Annotated in this window: 15 protein-coding genes; 5 read left to right on the top strand and 10 right to left on the bottom strand. The window is 71.2% G+C overall.

The genetic code is table 11. The features are described from left to right. Positions 1-4: 4 nt before the first annotated feature. Positions 5-655, bottom strand: coding sequence for an FMN-dependent NADH-azoreductase (locus STRCI_RS04020; protein WP_269657423.1), 651 nt, complete (start codon positions 653-655; stop codon positions 5-7). A 105-nt stretch (positions 656-760) separates the two neighbouring features. Here STRCI_RS04020 and STRCI_RS04015 point away from each other — a divergent pair, with 105 nt between their 5' ends. Beyond that, complete coding sequence (locus STRCI_RS04015) at positions 761-1114, top strand: winged helix-turn-helix transcriptional regulator (protein ID WP_269657422.1); 354 nt, start codon at positions 761-763, stop codon at positions 1112-1114. A gap of 54 nt (positions 1115-1168) precedes the next feature. On the opposite strand, the gene STRCI_RS04010 is transcribed toward STRCI_RS04015, so the two are convergent. From STRCI_RS04010 to STRCI_RS03990, 5 genes are all read right to left on the bottom strand, one after another. Further along, positions 1169-3640, bottom strand: a complete 2472-nt coding sequence (locus STRCI_RS04010; RefSeq protein ID WP_269657421.1) for a CBM35 domain-containing protein — start codon at positions 3638-3640, stop codon at positions 1169-1171. 85 nt (positions 3641-3725) lie between these two features. Beyond that, entirely contained in the window at positions 3726-4553 is an 828-nt protein-coding gene (locus tag STRCI_RS04005; protein ID WP_269657420.1) for a carbohydrate ABC transporter permease, read from the bottom strand. Then, positions 4550-5470: a carbohydrate ABC transporter permease gene (locus STRCI_RS04000; RefSeq protein ID WP_269657419.1), complete on the bottom strand. Its 921-nt coding sequence runs from the start codon at positions 5468-5470 to the stop codon at positions 4550-4552. Before STRCI_RS04000 ends, STRCI_RS04005 begins: the two co-directional genes overlap by 4 nt. Before the next feature lie 2 nt (positions 5471-5472). Next, on the bottom strand, positions 5473-6798 hold the full coding sequence (locus STRCI_RS03995; RefSeq protein WP_269657418.1) for an ABC transporter substrate-binding protein: 1326 nt from the start codon (positions 6796-6798) through the stop codon (positions 5473-5475). Between the two features lie 62 nt (positions 6799-6860). Next, complete coding sequence (locus tag STRCI_RS03990; protein WP_269657417.1) at positions 6861-7892, bottom strand: LacI family DNA-binding transcriptional regulator; 1032 nt, start codon at positions 7890-7892, stop codon at positions 6861-6863. 70 nt (positions 7893-7962) lie between these two features. On the opposite strand from STRCI_RS03990, the gene STRCI_RS03985 reads away from it, so the two are divergent. Beyond that, positions 7963-10062 carry a glycoside hydrolase family 36 protein gene (locus STRCI_RS03985; RefSeq protein ID WP_269657416.1) on the top strand — a complete coding sequence of 700 codons (2100 nt, stop codon included), beginning with the start codon at positions 7963-7965 and terminating at the stop codon, positions 10060-10062. A gap of 1 nt (position 10063) precedes the next feature. On the opposite strand, the gene STRCI_RS03980 is transcribed toward STRCI_RS03985, so the two are convergent. Next, complete coding sequence (locus STRCI_RS03980; RefSeq protein WP_269657415.1) at positions 10064-12283, bottom strand: WD40/YVTN/BNR-like repeat-containing protein; 2220 nt, start codon at positions 12281-12283, stop codon at positions 10064-10066. A gap of 278 nt (positions 12284-12561) precedes the next feature. Between STRCI_RS03980 and STRCI_RS03975 the strand changes: the two genes are divergently transcribed. Both STRCI_RS03975 and STRCI_RS03970 read left to right on the top strand, forming a co-directional pair. Then, positions 12562-13671: a GNAT family N-acetyltransferase gene (locus STRCI_RS03975; protein WP_269657414.1), complete on the top strand. Its 1110-nt coding sequence runs from the start codon at positions 12562-12564 to the stop codon at positions 13669-13671. A gap of 135 nt (positions 13672-13806) precedes the next feature. Next, on the top strand, positions 13807-15036 hold the full coding sequence (locus STRCI_RS03970; RefSeq protein WP_269657413.1) for a DegT/DnrJ/EryC1/StrS family aminotransferase: 1230 nt from the start codon (positions 13807-13809) through the stop codon (positions 15034-15036). Positions 15037-15044: 8 nt separating this feature from the next. On the opposite strand, the gene STRCI_RS03965 is transcribed toward STRCI_RS03970, so the two are convergent. From STRCI_RS03965 to STRCI_RS03955, 3 genes are read right to left on the bottom strand one after another with little or no spacing between them, the layout of a single operon-like run. Then, positions 15045-16028, bottom strand: coding sequence for a hypothetical protein (locus STRCI_RS03965; protein ID WP_269657412.1), 984 nt, complete (start codon positions 16026-16028; stop codon positions 15045-15047). Continuing rightward, complete coding sequence (locus STRCI_RS03960) at positions 16025-16624, bottom strand: RNA polymerase sigma factor (RefSeq protein ID WP_269657411.1); 600 nt, start codon at positions 16622-16624, stop codon at positions 16025-16027. Before STRCI_RS03960 ends, STRCI_RS03965 begins: the two co-directional genes overlap by 4 nt. Next, positions 16602-16811: a hypothetical protein gene (locus tag STRCI_RS03955; RefSeq protein WP_269657410.1), complete on the bottom strand. Its 210-nt coding sequence runs from the start codon at positions 16809-16811 to the stop codon at positions 16602-16604. The genes STRCI_RS03960 and STRCI_RS03955 overlap by 23 nt, the downstream gene beginning before the upstream one ends. 181 nt (positions 16812-16992) lie before the next feature. Between STRCI_RS03955 and STRCI_RS03950 the strand changes: the two genes are divergently transcribed. Further along, positions 16993-17937, top strand: a complete 945-nt coding sequence (locus STRCI_RS03950; protein WP_269657409.1) for a GNAT family N-acetyltransferase — start codon at positions 16993-16995, stop codon at positions 17935-17937. The last annotated feature ends 76 nt before the right edge of the window (positions 17938-18013 follow it).

Raw genomic sequence — 18013 nt, 5'->3', positions numbered from 1 at the left:
CCTGTCAGGCGGCGAGGCGCTCGGCCAGGCTCTTCGCCTTGGTGTCGGCCGCCTGGAGGGCCTGCTCACGGGAGGACTCGAAGAGCGGGATCAGCTCGGTCATGGCCGGGTTGTGCGGGGCCATGGTCAGCTCCGGCACGATGAAGTCGAGGTCGAGCCCCATCGAGTCGGCGAAGACCGCGCGCAGGTAGTTCTGCACGTACTCGAAGCCCTCCCGCGGCGTGCCCGGCGCGTAGGAGCCGCCGCGGCTGGCCACGACGGTGATGGGGGTGCCCTTGGCGGAAGGGGTCTCGCCCGCTGTGCGCCCGAAGAGGATCACATTGTCGAGCCACGCCTTGAGCGTGGACGGGATCGTGAAGTTGTACATCGGCGCGCCGATCAGCACGGCGTCCGCGCCCTCAAACTCCTCGATCAGCCGCAGGCGCGCGGTGAAGGCGGCCGACTGCTCGGGCGTGTGGTCCGCGGGATCGGCGAACCCGGCCGTGTGGGCGTCGGCGGTGAGGTGCGGCACCGGGTCCGCGGACAGATCGCGGTAGATCACCGTGCCCTCGGGGTGCTGCTCCTGCCAGGCGGCCCGGAACGCCTCGGTCACGGCCCGCGAGGAGGAGCCCGCGGCGGGGAACACGGAGGAGTCGATGTGCAGAAGGGTGGCCATGGGGGTCTCCAAAGAGTGAGCTGCTTGAAATACGTACTCAACTATGGATACCACATGGACTTACTTTTTTTCATCCCCTGGGGGCGGCGCAGGTACCCTTGGGGTATGGCGGTAGAGGAGATGCACGACGCATCGGCATGCAAACAGGTGGACGGCGGCATCAGCCGCGTCTTCCAGCTGCTCGGGAAGCGGTGGACCGGCCCGATCGTGGCCGTGCTGGTGGGGCAGCCCGCGCACTTCACCGAGCTGCGCCGGGCGATCCCGGGCATCAGCGAACGCATGCTCTCCGACCGGCTGACCGAGCTGGGCGCCGCGGGGCTGGTGCTGCGCGAGGTCGACGAGGGGCCGCCGCTGCGGGTCTCGTACCGGCTGACGGAGGCCGGGGCCGCCCTGGAGCCCGCGCTGAAGGAACTCGGCACCTGGGCGAAGAAGTATCTGCCGGAGCGGAGGCCCTGCTAGGAGGCCGCCGAGGTGGTGCGCCCGGCCCGGAGCCAGGCGCACCCGCCCGGACGGCTACGGCCGGCCGACGACGCGGCCCAGCTCGATCCGGTCGATGTTCGGCGCCCAGGCGCTCTTGTTGCCGAAGGTCACCTTGCTGGCGCCCGACTCCAGGTCCACGGGGACGGCGACCGTCCAGTAGTCGTCCCAGCTCCAGGTGTTCTTGAAGGTCACCTTGCGCGGCGCGGCGGAGCCCACCGTGATGTCCGCCGTACGGGACATGATGTCCGTGTTGTAGGCGTGGCCGTTGTCGCGGCGGTCGTTGTGGGCGTAGTGGACGACCAGCAGGTAGCGGCCCGCCTCGGGGGCATCCACCGTGAAGGCGGCCGTGCTGGACGCGCCGTTGCCGAGCCATCCGACGTAGGAACCGGCTGAGGCGTAGGAGGAGTTGACCAACTCGGCGCCGCCCGCGAGAGCCGCCGACGCGGCCTCGTAGGAGAGCACGCCCGTCGTCGAGCCGTCACCCGACACGTCCAGGGAACGGACCGAGGCGTGCGGGGCCGTCATCGCCACGCGGTTGTTGCCCGCCGCGAGGTACAGGCGCAGGGCACGCCCCGGAGCCGCCGTCACCGACTCCCCGTGCACTGCCAGCCGCACCGCGGCCGACGCCCGCGACACCACCGTGTAGTAACCGTCCCTCGGCGCGTAGACGTCGAACACCGCCTTGTCGCCCGGGCGCAGGACGAGCGCGCCCGTCCCCACCCCGGCCGACGAGGAATAGTCGTACGACGGCCTGCCGCCGATGTCCGCCAGCGTGGCCTCGTACGACGCGGCCGGCGGGCCGGAGCGCGCGGTCAGGTCGACCCGGTCCAGGGTGACCTGCGCGTCGCCCTTCGCCAGGGTCAACAGATGGGTGCCCGCCGTCAGTTCGACGGTGACGTCCCTCTTGGCGCGGTAGGTCCAGTTCTCGGTGGACGGATACGTCACCGCGACCGGGGCGCCGCCGTCCACCGACAGCTTCTGCGTCGCGGGCACGCCGGACTGGTTGCCGTAGAGGATCGCCAGGTCGTAGGTGCCGTCCCGGGGGACCGTCACCGTGAAGTCGACCTTGCTGCCGGCCTGGTCGAGGGAGCCGACGTCCTTCGTCCCGGAGGCCGCGTAGCCGTTGGCGTTGCTCACCGTGCCCTGGGTGTAGACCTTGCCGTCGGTGATCGCCGCCTCCTCGGCCTCGTACGACGCCGTCCAGGGCGTGGCGACGGCCGCCGGGGTGCCGGTGCCGCCCGGGGTGAGGACGATCCGGTACGCGGACATCTTGCGCAGGCCGCGCAGCGGGACGGTCACCGAGCCGTCCTCGGCCACCCGCACCTTCGTCCGCGCCACCACCCGGGGCGCCGCGTGCTGCCCCTCGTACCCCGACCAGCCCGCCTCGGCGACGGTCGCGGTGACCTGGCAGCCGAACACCGAGCGGGGGACGTGCCGGACGACGACGTCCGCGTCGCCGGCCGAGCCGCCCAGCAGCACCTGCGCCTGACGCCGGGAGGTGTCCAGGGCGGCCAGGCCCTGAAGGGTGTCAATGGTGTTCGGCTGCGGCGGGGTCACCCGTACGGTGTCGCCGGTCAGGCCCGCGTACCAACGGAAGAACCACCAGCCGCCGTTGGGGATACTGGAACGGACCACATTGCCGTCCATGTTCCCGGCGGCGTCCCAGTACGCCTGGTTGGCGTACACCTTGTTCCTCTCGAACATCGAGACCCACTGCACGAGTTGGCCCGGCACCGACAGATCGCGGCGGTTGGCGTACTCGTTGATGTTGATCTTCAGCGGGCCGATGCCCAGCTCGCGTTCCAGGGCACGGTAGTTGTCGTAGTGGCCCTGGAAGTCGCGCAGTGAGCCGGAGCTCAGCTCGTGCCAGGTCATGATCTGGGGCAGGACGTTCTCGCGCTCGGCGAAGGTGAGGAAGTCCCGCAGGAAGCGCGGGTAGTAGCCGGTCTCGTTGGGCCCGGCTATCACCGCGTCCGGGTCGATCGCGCGGATCCGCTGGCACACCGTCTTCCAGTGCGCGAGGAACCGGTCCCGCTCGGCCTCGTACTCCGCCTGGTCCGAGCCGTTGAGCTTGTACCAGATGAAGTCCGGCTCATTGAACGGGATGTAGACGAAGCGGTCGCTGTTCGGGTCCGCCGAGATCTCCTTGACGATCTTGTCGACCCTGGGGAGGTAGTCGTCGATACCGAGGTTCTCGTACGGCCACTTCGCGTAGACGTCCTGCATCATCACGTTGATCTCGCCGCCGCCGTTGCGGAAGAACGACCTGGAGACCGTCAGCGCGTCGCCGTTGGGATGCTGGGCGCCGCCGTCCGGCTTCTGGGAGATGCTGGTGAGCTTCAGGGGCTCCAGTACGGCGTCGCTCGGCACCCCGTCGTCGCTGAGCCCGTACAGCGCGCCGTTGGCGCCGAGCATCACCGGCCCCTCGGGGGCGGCGAGATCGACGGTGAGGCGCTGCGGGTCGGCGGCGGCCGCCGGTCCGGACGCGGGCAGGGTGACTGCCATGGCGGTGACTCCCAGTGCGGCGACGAGCAGGGCGGTTCTGAAGCGGGATCTCGTGCGGGTGGGGGTGATCACACTGGACCTCCGGTCATTTGACGGCTCCACTGGTGATTCCGGACACGATCTTTCGCTGGCCGACGAGGAACACGGCCACCATGGGCAGGCTCATCACCACGACGTACGCGAAGACGAGATGCCAGTTGTTGAGGTAGAGCTGGGCGCTGGCCACCTGGTAGAGGTTGAGGGGGAGAGTGGCCCGGTCGCCGCCGCCCAGGACGAAGAAGGCGTAGAAGACATCGCTCCAGGCGTAGAGCATCACCATGATCGTCGCGGTCGCGATCACCGGTCTGAGCAGCGGCAGGACGATCCGTACGAAGATCCGCGCCGGGGAGGCCCCGTCCATCCGGGCCGCCTCCTCCAGCTCCAGCGGGATCGCGCGGATGAAGCCGGTCATGAAGAAGATCGACGTCGACAGATACATGCCGGTGTAGACGGCGATCATCCCGGGCCGGGAGTTCGCCAGACCCAGTTGCCTCAGCTCCATCACGATGGTGATCACCGCTGGGGGTAGCAGCAGTCCGCTGACGCACAGCGCGTACGCCGCCGAGACCAGCCGTGACTTCCTCCGGGCGAACACCCAGGCCGCGCCCGCCCCGAGCAGCAGCACCAGCAGCACCGAAGGCACCACCACCAGCAGGGAGTTGAGGAGGCCGCGCAGCATCTCGCCCTCGCTGACGGCGTCCGCGTAGTTGCTGCCGGGCTGCCATCGTTCGGGCAGGTCGAGGTTCGGCTTGATGGACTCCGCCTGGGACTTGGCCGAGGTGACCGCGACCAGCCACAGCGGCACGCCGACCGCGAGCCCGGCCAGCAGCAGGACGATGACCGGGCGGCCGTAGCGCCACAGCACCGGGGTCACAGCAGCTGCTCCCTTCGTCGGAGGCCGACGACCAGCGGAATCGCCACGGCGACCACGACCAGGAAGAGGACCAGGCTCATCGCGGAGGCCTGCGCGTACAGGCCCTGGCCGAAGATCCGGAACATGTAGATGTTGAAGACCTCGGTGGAGGCCGCGGGGCCGCCGCCCGTCGTCGCCTGCACGATGTCGAAGGTGTTCATCGAACCGATCAGTGCCGTGGTGACGTTGAAGGTGACCGCCGGCGCGAGCATCGGCCAGCGCACCGACCGGAACGTCCGCCAGGGCCCCGCGCCGTCCATCCGGGCGGCTTCGAGCAGGTCGCCGGGGATGCCCTTGAGCCCGGCCAGATAGATCAGCATGGACAGGCCCATCCACTTCCAGCCGTGGATGAGGGTGACGACGACCAGGGTCCAGGTCGTCGAGCCCAGCCAGGGAACGTCCGTCCCCAGCAGGGAGTTGACCGCGCCGTCCTGATCGAGCAGGGCCTGGAAGACGTAGCCCGTGGCCAGCGCCGAGATCAGCACCGGAAGGAAGAACACGGCGCGGAAGAACCGGTTGCAGCGGCTGTCGGCCTCCAGCAGCAGCGCGAGACCGAGCCCGAAGGCGTTCTGGAAGAGCGCCGCCAGCAGCGCGTACAGCAGGGTCGTCCGGATCGCGCGGAGCAGTGAGCCGTCGTCGGCGATCGTCCGGAAGTTGTCGAGGCCGGTGAAGGCGATGTCCGCGTGGTAGGAGGACCAGTTCGTGAACGGGTAGTAGAAGTTCAGCAGGTTCGGCACCAGGAGGAAGCCCGCGAAGACGGCGATCGCGGGGAGCGCGAACCACCAGGGGTGGTGCACGGCGGCGCGCGGCAGCCGCCCCGTATTCCCGGGCGGGTCCGCCGTCGGCGTGGGCTTGGCGCGTACGACCGTGTGAGTCATCGTCAGAACCCGGACGCGCCCTGGGCCTTGGCCACCTGCGCGAACTGGTCCTGGATCGCCTGGGCGACCTGTTCCGGGTCCTTCTTGTCGAAGATCATGTCGGCGAGGTAGAGATGAGTGTCGGGCGCGACGATCGCCTTGGCCTGGAAGACGCCGATGGCCTTGGGCAGCGCCGCCACCTGGTCCTTGGACGTCTGCGGCAGCCCCTCGGGAGTCGGCACGGACGGCCGCACGGACGGGATCTTCATCGCCTTGATGTAGTCGGCGTAATCCGGCCCCAGCCAGAAGGCGAGGAACTGCCGGGCCGTGTTCTGCCGTTTCTCGTCGCCCGTCCTGAAGGCGACGACCCCGTTGGTCTGGTCGGGGGAGTACAGACCCGTGGCCGAGGAGTTGGCGATCGGGAACCAGCCGATGCGCTCGTCGATCTCGGCCGTGGAGTACTTGGCCTGCAACTGGCTCTGGAAGGAGGTGACGTTGAGGACCATCCCGGCCTCGCCCTTCCACAGTGCGTCGGCCTGACCGGTGAAGGTGCCGGTGCGGTAGTTCTTCTGTGCCAGCCCCGCGTCGAGGAGCTTCTCCTTGTACTTCTTGATCGCGCGGACGACGACCGGGTCGGTCCACTTCTCCCGGTTCCTGTTGAGCCCGTCCCACCACCCCGCGTCGAGATCGGTCAGCTGCACCTGCATCTGCCACTGGAGCGGCCACTTGTCGCCCCCGGCCTCGTAGAAGGCGGTGGCGTCCGTCTTGTCGACGACCTGGTGGCCGAGGGCGAGCAACTCGTCGTAGGTCTGCGGGAAGTCCCGTTCACTCAGTCCGGCCCGCTCGAAGACGTCCTTGTTGTAGTAGACGCCGAGCATGGCGGGGCTGGTGACGATCGCCGCGTAGCGCTTGCCGTCGATGACGCCGAGCGACTTCTCGGTCTCGCCCAGCTCACCCACCCACTCCTCCCCGTCGAGGGTGAGGAGGTTCTGCTGTGGCTGCACGAACGGCAGCGTGGAGATGGACGGTTGCCAGAACATCAGGTCCGGGCGGTCGCCGGAGGCCAGCTTGGTCGGCACGTTCTGCTCGTAGAGGTCCGGGATCGCCTGGGTCTCCACCTCGGCGCCGGTGGCCTTCTCGAAAGCGTCGATGACCTGTCGGGGCGCGTTGACCGTGTTCTGCGCGGTCCACATGGTCAGCTTCACGCCGTCCAGCCGGGCCGTCGGATCGACCGGCGCGCCCTGCCCGGTGTCCGTGCCGGAGCCCTCGGCACTGGGGTCGCTGCACGCGGTGGCGGCCAGGCCCAGGGCGCAGATGAGGGCCAGGGCGGGAAGAGCGCTTGTCTTCATCACGTGCCTTTCGAACGGGAGTTCAGGGGCAGGACGTGGAACGGCTCTGCTCACTCACGGGGCTACCGGCGGGACGGGCCCGAGCTTTCGCGGATCACCAGCTCCGGTACGGACACCGGGTGCGGTGCGACCTGCGCGGACTCCTCCATCGCCCCGTGCAGCAGGGCGAACGCGGCCCGGCCGAGACCGGTGAAGTCCAGGCGTACGGTCGTCAGGGAGGGCGTCAGATACGCGGCGTGCGGGGCGTCGTCGAACCCGGCGACGCTCACCTCGTCCGGTACCGAGCGGCCCGCCTCGTGCAGCGCGCGCAGGACGCCGAGCGCGAGATCGTCGTTGCCGCACAGGATCGCGGTGACGGCCGGGTCCTTGGCGAGCCTGCGCCCGGCGGTGTGGCCGCCCGCCGGGCCCCAACTCCCTTGCAAGGGACGGGGTTCCGGGGCACCGGCCGCCCTGAGTGCCTCACGCCAGCCGCTGGTGCGGGCGCTGGTGCGGCGGGTGCTGGAGGGGATGGCGACGTAGTGCACGGTCTCGTGGCCGAGGGAGAGGAGGTGGCGGGTGACCTCGTAGGCGGCCTCGCGGTCGTCCGTCCACACCCAGGGGCGGTCCTCGCCCGGCGGGCTCGCGGGGGTCTCCACCACGCCGACGACCGGGAGTTCGGCGGGGACGGCGGCCAACGCCCGTACCCCGGCGGGATCGTAGGCGATCACGATCAGTCCGCCGCCCGCGTCCGCCGCGCGCTGCACCTCGGCGGCGACGGCGGCCTCCTCCGCCGACTCCAACACGCCGATCCCGACCGCGTAGGACGCGGCACGGGCGGCCTCCTCCACGCCCTGGAGGATCGAGGCGTAGCCGTAGTGGGTGGTGTTGGCGGTGAGCACGGTCACGGCCCGGCTGCGCCCGCTGGCCAGCGCGAGCGCGGTGGCGTTGCGGCGGAAGCCCAGCTCGTCGATGGCGGCGAGCACCCGGTCCCGGGTGGCCGGCTTGACGCTGGGGTGGCCGTTGATGACCCGGGAGACGGTCTGGTACGAGACGCCGGCGGCGGTCGCGACGTCCCGGATGCTCGCCGGGCGCCTTGTGCGACCGGTCACATTCATGCCAGGATTGTGACCGGTCACATAGGGGCCGTCAAGGGACCGTAGCGAGGGATTCACCAGGGGGAGCACCTTGACCGGTACGGCGGACGCGGCCCTCAACAGCTGTCAGAGCACGCTGACTTGGGGGCATCCGGCCCTTCGTGCCGAGTTCGCCGTCGCCGCCGACGGAACACTGCGGCTGATCCGGCTCGGGGACTCCGCAGGCGCCGACCCGGAGGCCGCGCTCCCCCTCGTCGAACTCACCGCCTTCGGCCACGGCAGCGGCTGGTCAGGACCCCGCTTCACCGGCACCGCCCTCGGGGCCCGCCTGCGCTACCGGGGGCACCGCACCGCACGGCAGGGCGCCTGGGAGTCGCTCACCGTCGAACTCCACGACCCGGCAACCGGATTGACCGCCTTCGCCGAACTGTCCTCCCCGCACGGCACCCCCGTCCTGCGCTCCCGGGTACGCCTGCGCAACGACGGCCACGAACCCCTCGTCATCCAGTCCGTCACCAGCCTCCTGCTCGGCGCCCTTCCCTCCCCGGACGCCCTCGACGTGCACCGCGCCCGCAATGACTGGCTCGCGGAATGCCGTTGGTACACCGAACCTCTGCGCGACACCGTGGCCGACATCCACGTCAGCGCCCATCAGCACGACAGCCGGGCCGCGCTCAGGCTCACCGGCCGCGGGAGCTGGCCCACCGACGGGCACCTGGCGATGGGCGCGGTCACCGACCGGGGGAGCGGGCGGGCCTGGGCTTGGCAGATCGAGTCACCGGCGGGGTGGCGCTGGGACCTGGGCGAGTGGGCGCACGGCAGCCATCTCGCGCTCAACGGCCCCACGGACGCCGAACATCAATGGCGGGTCCGGCTCGGGCCCGGCGAGGAGTTCACCACCGTCCCGGTGGCGCTGGCCGTCGGCGCCGGGTTCGACGAGGCGCTCGGCGCGCTCACCGCGTACCGGCGCGCGATCCGTCGCCCGCACCCCGACCACATCCGGCTGCCCGTCGTCTTCAACGACTACATGAACACGCTGATGGGCGACCCGACGACGGAGAAACTGCTGCCGCTGATCGACGCCGCCGCCGCGGCCGGGGTGGAGTACTTCTGCATCGACTCCGGCTGGTACGACGACAACGAGGGCTGGTGGGACAGCGTCGGGGAGTGGCTGCCGTCAGCGCGCCGGTTCCCCGGAGGCGGCATTCGGGCCGTCCTCGACCGGATCCGGGAGCGTGGCATGGTGCCGGGGCTGTGGCTGGAGCCGGAGGTCGTCGGGGTGCGCAGCCCGGTCGCGGACACGCTGCCGCCGGAGGCGTTCTTCCGGCGCGACGGCATCCGGCTCGTGGAACAGGGGCGGCACCAGCTCGACCTACGGCATCCCGCGGCCCGCGCGCACCTGGACCGCACGGTGGACCGCCTGGTCGGCGACTGGGGCGTCGGCTATCTCAAGCTGGACTACAACATCGCCGTCGACCCCGGCACCTGCGGCCCCGGCGACCTCGCCCCCGGCGCCGGACTGCTCGGCCACGCCCAGGCCCACCTGGACTGGCTGACCGGCGTCCTCGACCGCCACCCCGGTCTGGTCGTCGAGAACTGCGCCTCGGGCGGCATGCGCATGGACGGCGCCACCCTTGCCGTCGCCCAACTCCAGTCCACCAGCGACCAACAGGACCCTCTGCGCTACCCGCCGATCGCCGCCGCCGCCCCGACGGCGGTACCGCCGGAACAGGGCGCGGTGTGGGCTTACCCCCAGCCCGAGTACGACGACGACCTGATCGCCTTCACGCTCGGCGGAGCACTCCTGGGCCGCATCCACCTCTCCGGGCACCTGGACCGGATGGCGGAGCGTCAACTGGCCCTGGTCCGGGACGCAGTGGACACGTACAAGGCGATCCGTGCCGATCTGGCGCGGGCGGTGCCGTTCTGGCCGCTCGGGCTGCCCGGCTGGACGGACGAGTGGCTGGCGCTGGGTCTGCGCACCAAGGACGCCGCCTACGTCTCGGTCTGGCGGCGCGGCGGACCATCCGAACTGCGCCTGCCCATCGCCCACTTGGCAAGGCGTGCGGTACGGCCGGACATCCTGCACCCGTCCCGCCCCGGCGCCGGCTCGGCCGACTGGGACGGGACGGGGCTGCGGGTGTCCGTACCGCACACGCCCGGGGTGCTGCTCATCCGGCTGACTGTCTGACTCAGCTGACCTTCAGCTCGTAGAAGCCCCGCCCGAAGGTCGCCGCCACCAGCCTCTGGTGCCCGGCGTCGTACTCGATGTCATCCACCGGCACCGCGGGCATACCGCGCCCCAGCCGCAGCCACTTGCCGCCGCCCTTGAAGCTCGCGAACACGCCCTGGTCGGTGCCGATGTAGAGGGCGCCGCCCCGGGCGACCACGAGGTCGTTGACGGGCGCCGAGGGGAGGTTCCCGGAGAGGTTCCGCCAGTGCGCGCCGCCGTCGGTGCTGCCGTAGACGTGGGGGAGCGGGGAGCCGGAGCGGTAGCCGGAGTGGGTGGTGAAGACGCGGTCGGGGTTCTTCGGGTCGACGACCACCCGGGTCACCCAGGGGCGGCCCTCGGCGAGCTTCGTCCAGGTCGCCCCGAGGTCCCTGGTCACCCAGACCCGGCCGTCGTCCGTGCCGACGTAGACCGTGCGGCCGTCGGAGGCGGGGGCGACGGAGGTGATGGTGCCGAAGTTGGTGTAGATCGGGTCCGCGCCCGGTCCGCCGGTCAGGTCCGGGCTGATGGGCTGCCAGGTGACGCCGCCGTCCGTGGAGCGGTTGAGCACCTCGGAGCCGTAGTAGAGGACCTTCGGGTCGCTCGGGTCGTGGACGACCGGCGTGAACCAGTTGCGGCGCTTGAAGGTCGTGGCGTCCGCGAAGTACGTGAGGGTGTCGCCGCCGTCCGTGGAGCGGAAGCAATTGCCGTACTGGTAGCAGGCGATGACCTTGTTCACGTCGGTCGGGTCGATGAGGTTCTCCTCGCCGTCACCGCCGAGGTACTCGTTGAAGCCGTCCCCGCCCCAGGAGCGCAGCGAGCCGTTGTCCTGGGCGCCGCCCGAGATCCGGGTCACGTCCTGCGGGCTGATCGCGGCGCTGTAGAGCTGGGTGTACGGCTCGTGCCGGGCCTTGACCCAGCCGCCGTCGCCGTCGGAGTCGGAGCGGTAGACGCCGCCGTCGTTGCCCAGGTAGACCCGGCCCGGACGACGCGGGTCCCACACCATCGCGTGATGGTCGACATGGATGCTGGTGCCGTCCGCGGACCAGGTGTCACCGCCGTCCTTGGTGGTGAGCAGGGCGACACCGGCCACATGCGCGTGCTCGGAGTTCCTCGGGTCGATCCACACCTTGCCGAACCACCAGCCGAAACTGGACTGGGAGTTGGCCAGGTCGGCGTTGGCCGGAGTGCGGTTCCAGGAGTCGCCGCCGTCGGCGGAGGCGTAGAAGCCCTCGAAGGGGCCGCTCGCCTTGTTGACGATCGCGTAGAGCTTCTCGCCCGCCACCGCGAGCCCGATCCGGCCCACGTCCGGTCCCTCGGCGGGCAGTCCGCCGCCCAGGCGCTCCCAGGTCGCGCCGTCGTCGTCGCTGCGGAAGACGCCCGAGCCGACCCCGCCGTACGTCCTCAGGTCGGGGCGTCTGCGGTGGTCCCACAGGACCGCGTAGAGCCGGTTGCCGTCCTTGATGATCTCGGTGGCGCCGGTGAACTCGTTCGCGCCCGCGAGGATCCGCTGCCAGGTGGCGCCGCCGTCCTCGGAGCGGTAGACGCCCCGGTCGCCGCCGCCGTTGTAGAGCGAACCGGCCGCCGCGACATACAGGCGGCGCGGGTTCGCCGGGTCGACGGTGATGGCGCTGATCGCGCCCGAGTCGCGCAGCCCGAGCGGCTGCCAGCTCCGGCCGCCGTCCTTGCTGCGGTACAGGCCCGTCCCCTCGTACGTGATGCTGCCGCCGCCCGGGTTGGGCTCGCCGGTGCCCACGTACAGCGTGCCGTCGGGGGCGGTCGCCACCGCGCCCATGGCTTGGGTCCAGCTGTCCGGCCACACCGAGTGGAAGGTCTGCCCGGCGTCGGTGCTGCGCCACAGACCACCGCTCGCGGCGGCCGCGTACAGCGTGTCCGCGCGCTTCGGGTCGAGTGCGAGGGAGACGATCCGGCCGCCGATGTTGGTCGGGCCGACGCTCTTCCAGCGCCCGCCGACGGTGGGCAGTTCACGGGCCTCGGCCGTGGCGAGGTCATGGGCGTGCCGGGGTATCGACTCGCCCGGCAGGGTCTTCTGGAGGTAGCGGTACTCCGCCGGCGCGGCCGGACCCCGGACCGGCCGGTAGACGTCGGTGGGCGGGGGCGGTGGTGCCGCCGACGCCGGCGCCGCGAGCAGGGCGGCTCCGGTGAGGGTGGCGAGCACGAGCGACAGCAGACCTCTGCCCATGAAAACCCCTTCGTAGTCATGGCCGTGACAAACCTGAACGACGTTACGGGAGAGGTGAGTTGAGCAGAAGGGTGCCGTCGGACAGTCCCGGGGCGGGCGACTGGGAGCCATCCGAAACATGCCGTTCCTTTACGAGCGACACTCTTGACAGTCTGCGTGCGGTTTCGCCACGTTTGATCCCTGTCGGACTGTTCCGATCTCGGTCGGACGGTCCGGCGCCGGAGGGGCCTGACGCGGACCACGCGTCACCGGGGGGAAAGTGGGGGGAGCGGTCGCCCATGCGATCCACGAGCAGCACCGATACGGACATAACCGTTCACAGACCCGGCGAGCTGAGCGCCCCGCTGCGCGCGGCCTGGCACCGGTCCATGGACGAGTCGCCGGAGTACGCCAACCCGTTCCTGTCACCGGAGTTCGCCGCCGGAGTCGGCCGGCACCGGGGCGGGGTCCAGATAGGCGTGCTGCACGAAAGCGGCGAGCCCGTCGGCTTTTTACCGCACGAGCGCAATCTCCTGGGCGTCGGCCGGGCGATCGGCCTCGGGCTCTCCGACCGCCAGGCCCTGGTGCACCGGCCCGGGATCCTCTGGGACACCGAGGAACTGCTGCGCGGCTGCGGGCTCGCCAGCTTCGAGTTCGACCATCTCGTGGAGGAACAGAAGCCGTTCGGACGCCACGTCACCGGGATGTTCGCCTCGCCGGTGATTGACCTGGAGCCGGGCGACGGCGACTATCCGGCCTGGCTGCGGGCCACTTACCCGGGTCAGGCCAAGACGACGCTGAAGAAGGAGCGGCGCCTGGCGCGCGATATCGGCGAGGTGCGGTTCGTCTTCGATGAGCGGGACCCGCAGATGCTGCACCGGCTCATGGAGTGGAAGTCCGCCCAGTACCGCAGGACCGGACGCATGGACCGGTTCGCCCGGCCCTGGATAGTGGCCCTGGTGGACGATCTGTTCCGGCTGCGCGAGGAGCACTTCACCGGAGTGCTCAGCGTGTTGTACGCCGGGGAGCGTCCCGTGGCCGCGCACTTCGGGCCGCGCTCGCGGACCGTCCTCGCGGCCTGGTTCACCGCCTACGACCCGGAGTTCCACTACTACTCGCCGGGCCTGATGATGCACCTGCGGACCGCCGAGGCGGCGGCCCGGCACGCGGTGCGGCTGATCGACCTCGGGCGGGGTGACAAGGAGTACAAGGACTGGCTCAAGACGCGTGAACTGCGGGTGGGGGAGGGCTTCGCGACCCGGCCCCATCCCGTGGCGGCGGCCCACCGGATGTGGCGCAGGCCCGTACGCGGGCTGCGCAACACCGTCCTCGCCCACCCCGGGCTGCGGGAACCGGCCGACCGGCTGCTGAAGACGGTCGGCTCGCTGCGCGCCGCGCGCAGCCACTGAACCGGCCCTTCCCTTCCCTCGCGTCCTCGTCGTGCCACCCATGACGGCGACGGCCCACCGGGCCACCAGGCCCACGGCTCCGATCGGCGCGCGCCCCGTGCCGCGTCCGTCCCACCCTCGACGGAAGAAGTGACGATGCCGTACGGATCGCGGCTCGCCGCGACGATGACGCGGCGGCTCGGACGCGAATGCGTCTACACGCCCTCGGCGCGGCTGGCCCTCTACCTGGCGCTCCGGCGCTGGTGCAGGCCCGGCGCCCGGGTGCTGATGTCGCCGGTGAACGACGACGTGATCCTCTTCGTGGTCCTGGCGGCCGGCTGCCGGCCCGTGCAGGCCCCCGTCTCCCCGTGGGACGGCAACATCGACGTGACCGCCGTACCCGAGTCGACCTGGCGGAACATCGACGCCGTCCTGACCACCAACCTCTACGGACTGCCCGACCGGGTCCCGGAACTGCGCCGCCGCTGCGACCAGTTGGGGATCCCGCTGATCGAGGACGCGGCCCACGCCATCGGCAGCCACGTCGACGGGCGGCCGATCGGGACCTTCGGGACCGCCGCCGCCTTCAGCCTCTCCAAGCACGTCGCCGCGACGGCCGGCGGATTCCTCGCCGTCGAGGACGCCCGCACCCGGCGCGAGCTGGAACTGCTGCGCGACGACCTCCTCACCCCGCGCCGACTGCGCGACGACCTGAACGTGACCCTGCGCCCGCTGGCCCGTTCCACCGTCCGCACCCTGCGTCTGGTGCGTCCGGTGTGGCGCACCCTGCAACACCTCGGGCTGCTGGAGCGCGACGAGTTCCGGATGGACCTGCACGCCCCCCTGCTGACCGCCTCCGCCCGCTCGGCGCCCAGCCTGACCGCCTACGAGCCCTGGGTCCGCGTCGACCTGCACGGCTTCCGCGTCCGCCACGGCGCCTTGGTCCGCGGCCAGTTGGGGCTGCGCCTGTCCCGCCTGGAGGAGGACCTCGTCCGGCGCCGGGCCGGAGTCGCCCTGCTCTCCGGCACCGCCTGGGTCTCCGCCGCCCTGCGTGAACGGGCCCTGCACGACGGGCCGTTGCCGCTGTTCCGGGTCCCGCTCCTGGTGAACGACCGCGACGCCCTCCTGGAACGCATGGTCGACCACGGCATGGTCTGCGGCTACGTCTACGACCCACCGCTCGACGACTACGCCGGCGCCGAGTTCGTCGAACCCTCCCCCGACCCCCGGGCGGCCCGCTGGTTCGCCTCCCATGTCCTGCCCGCCGACCCCCTCCTGGCCCGCCGGATGACCGGCGCCCTCACCCGGGAGCGGGCGACGACCGCGCGGCCCTCCTTCCCCAAGGCGGTCAAGGACGCCAATCCGCCGGCGCCGCTGGGGCAGTAGAGCCGTGATCACGCCTCGGCGGGGACGGCGCTGTCCGACGGTTCGGCGGCGACGATCAGCACGCCCTGCTCCTCGCCGGAGGGCAGCGAGGCGCGCCGGACGAGGGACTCCCAGTTCCCCGGCCACACGGTCGTGGCGTCCCACAGGATCCCCTCCAGCAGCACGCCGTCGAGCTTGGCGCCGCTGAGGTCCGCCCCGACGAAGTCACTGCTCGCCCGCTCGACTTCGGCGACGGCCCTGGCCAGCGCGTCCGCCTGGTCGCAGCCCTGGGTCAGATCGTCGATCAGGTCCTGGGTGACGGTGTCGATGCCGAACAGGCAGGCGGGGGAGGAGGATTCGAGGGTGGCGATCGCCGGTTCCAGCTCCTCGTCCAGCAGTTGCCGCACCCGGTACAGATCGTGCAGCAGCCGCTCGGCGGGCTCGGCGAGGGCCGCCTCGACCGCCGTGAGGTAGTCGAGTCCGGTGAGCGTGACCGGGGGCCGCCGCGGCTTGGGCAGGGCGGTCATCGAACGCAGCCGCTCCCTGAGCTGTCCCACCACGAGGCCCGCGTGGCCGACGGGCCGGAGGGTGTCCTCCAGGAGGTCACTGAGGTTCTGCACCAGGCGTACGGCGGCCCGCATGCCCTCCGCCAGGTCGGCGGGCCAGTAGCTGTGGGCGAGACGCAGGGCCTCCTGACGGTACTTGACCCGTACCTGCGAGGGCCGGTTGGACAGCGGGCCCCGTTCCGCCAGGCGCGCTTCCAGCGCCGCGTTCCGCCGGCTCAGGGCGGCGCGGGCCTCCCGGGAGCGGCGGCGGGTGACGGCGGTCCCGAGGGAGCGGTGGGTGGCCGCCAGGAGGCGGTCCAGCGCGAGGTCCGGCGGCCGCAGTTCGGGAGTCCCGCCCTGCGCGGCGATCCGGTCGGTGACGGCGATGCCCAACTGGTGATGGGCCCTGGACAGCAGCGCGTCGAGCGTGTCCGCGGGGCCGGAGGTACCGAGATCACGGTCCGTCATGTCGCCCTCCTGTCTCCGTCGAGGCCGCTGTCGAAGCCGTTGCCGGAGCGGCCTTCCAGACCCAGGCCCTGCCTGAGGGCCGCCCTGGCGCGGGCCAGGTTCTGGCGTACGGCCGCCTGCGTGGTGCCCATCGCGCGGGCGCTCTCCTGCGTGGTGAAGCCGTCCAGATGCCAGGCCAGGGCCGCGCGTTGCTTGGCGGGCAGGCACAGCAGCAGGGAGATCACCCGGCGCTCCTCCTCACCCAGCTCGGCCGCGTGGGCGGGTGTCTGCCAGCGGAGCGAGGCCCGGGGCTCGGGCATCTCGGCACAGGCGTCCTCGGGTTTGACCTGCTGACTCACCCAGGACCGCCAGGCGACGGTGCGCAGCCAGGCCCGCGGGTGGGTCAACGACACTCCGGGCGCGCACATCTGGGTGAACGCGTCCTGCGCCGCGTCCTGCGCCTCCGCCCATGACGCGCCGTGCAGCAGCAGGAAGCGGACCAGCGCCGGGTACTGCTCGTGGTGCAGCGCCTCGGCGAGTTCGATGCCGGGTAAGGGCGCCGTGGTGGTCTCGACGTCCTCGGCGAGATCGACGTCAGTACTGAGCGCGTCCTCCACGGCGGGCACCCCCGATCCCGTGGGTTGGTGCTGGTCGGGCGGCGCAGCGGATCCGGTCGGTCTGTCCGGTCTCGGTGATGCGTGCTATCTCCACCTCGGCGGTCAGCCGCCGCTGGGCCACCTTCACCACGCCGTTGACGACGCTGACGGCCACGGTCACCACCGCTGCGACGATCACAGGATCCATTCCGCACGTTCCCCTTCCGGATGGCTTGCTCGGGTACACCCTTGTCTCGCGGGCACCACAACAGTGCGGATTCCTCCGGGAGTTGTGACATCTGCCAGGTCACGGCGTTGGCGGCGGCAGGGGTTGCGCCGCACCGAAAACGGTTCGACGCCCGCCGCCCGTCCTGACACAGTGGCGCACTATGCCGAACCACGAGCTGCTCACCGCCGCGGACATACAGCTCATGCAGGGACTGGCGCAGCACGTCACCGCCGTCCGCCCGGACCTGGTGAACAGCGACGCCTCGTTCGGCGAGCTGGCCTGGAACTGGGGCAAGGGCCACACCGCCCACGGCGCGACCTGGCCCCGTCGGCTGTGGTTCTCCGGCGGGGACCTCGTGGCGTGGGCCTGGGGCCGGCTGCCGCATCAGGTGCGGCGCGGCGACGGGACGGTGAAGGACGTCACCGGCGCCTACCTGGCGTATCAGGTCCGCCCCGACCACGCCGGACTGGTCGACGAGGTGATCGACTGGTACGACGGCACGGCCGCGGGCCTCGACCGTACGGTGGTGCCGAGTGCCGTCGACGAGTTCGGGCTGGAGCGCTGGGCGGCGCACGGCTACCGGACCGACCCCGACGCGCTCGGCGACACCGGCTCCTGGACCCAGCTCAACCAGCGGGACCTCATCGACCTGGAACAGCCGGAGCTCCCGGACGGATACCGGTTCCGCACCGCCGCCGAGGCCGGGCCCGAGGCCGCGGTCCAGGCCCATACGAGCGCCTGGGCGCCCACGGCGTACACGGCCGAGAGCTACGAGGGCGTACGGCGGACGACGGCGTACCGCGGCGACCTCCACCTCCTGGTGGAGGCGCCGAACGGGACGATGGCGGCCTCGACGATCATGTGGCTGGACGAGGCGAACCGGACCGCCGAGTTCGAGCCGGTCGGCACGCACCGGGACTACCGGCGTCTCGGGCTGGCCAGGGCGATGCTGCTGCACGGCATGCACCTGGCACGGGCGGCTGGGGCCACGCACATGACGGTCGCCTGCCTGGGCGCGCCGGGGCATCCCTCGGCGCGGGGGCTGTACTACAGCGTCGGGTTCCGGAAGTTCACGCGGGACGCCCCGCTCCTCAAGACGCCGTGACCGGTGTGACCTGAGAAAAAGCCTCGTCGATGTCCCAGTAGAGGGGTTGTCCGGACAAGGCTTCGGCGCCTAGGGT

Origin of the sequence: Streptomyces cinnabarinus, assembly GCF_027270315.1 — a bacterium.
In the GTDB taxonomy this organism is placed as follows: Bacteria; Actinomycetota; Actinomycetes; order Streptomycetales; family Streptomycetaceae; genus Streptomyces; species Streptomyces cinnabarinus.
This window is presented reverse-complemented; position numbering and strand designations above follow the sequence as displayed.

Coding starts and splice junctions, on each gene's coding strand:
- STRCI_RS04020 (WP_269657423.1), bottom strand. CDS start 655: ATGGCCACCCTTCTGCACATCGACTCCTCCGTGTTCCCCGCCGCGGGC.
- STRCI_RS04015 (WP_269657422.1), top strand. CDS start 761: ATGGCGGTAGAGGAGATGCACGACGCATCGGCATGCAAACAGGTGGAC.
- STRCI_RS04010 (WP_269657421.1), bottom strand. CDS start 3,640: ATGGCAGTCACCCTGCCCGCGTCCGGACCGGCGGCCGCCGCCGACCCG.
- STRCI_RS04000 (WP_269657419.1), bottom strand. CDS start 5,470: ATGACTCACACGGTCGTACGCGCCAAGCCCACGCCGACGGCGGACCCG.
- STRCI_RS03995 (WP_269657418.1), bottom strand. CDS start 6,798: ATGAAGACAAGCGCTCTTCCCGCCCTGGCCCTCATCTGCGCCCTGGGC.
- STRCI_RS03990 (WP_269657417.1), bottom strand. CDS start 7,892: ATGAATGTGACCGGTCGCACAAGGCGCCCGGCGAGCATCCGGGACGTC.
- STRCI_RS03980 (WP_269657415.1), bottom strand. CDS start 12,283: ATGGGCAGAGGTCTGCTGTCGCTCGTGCTCGCCACCCTCACCGGAGCC.
- STRCI_RS03975 (WP_269657414.1), top strand. CDS start 12,562: ATGCGATCCACGAGCAGCACCGATACGGACATAACCGTTCACAGACCC.
- STRCI_RS03970 (WP_269657413.1), top strand. CDS start 13,807: ATGCCGTACGGATCGCGGCTCGCCGCGACGATGACGCGGCGGCTCGGA.
- STRCI_RS03965 (WP_269657412.1), bottom strand. CDS start 16,028: ATGACGGACCGTGATCTCGGTACCTCCGGCCCCGCGGACACGCTCGAC.
- STRCI_RS03955 (WP_269657410.1), bottom strand. CDS start 16,811: ATGGATCCTGTGATCGTCGCAGCGGTGGTGACCGTGGCCGTCAGCGTC.
- STRCI_RS03950 (WP_269657409.1), top strand. CDS start 16,993: ATGCCGAACCACGAGCTGCTCACCGCCGCGGACATACAGCTCATGCAG.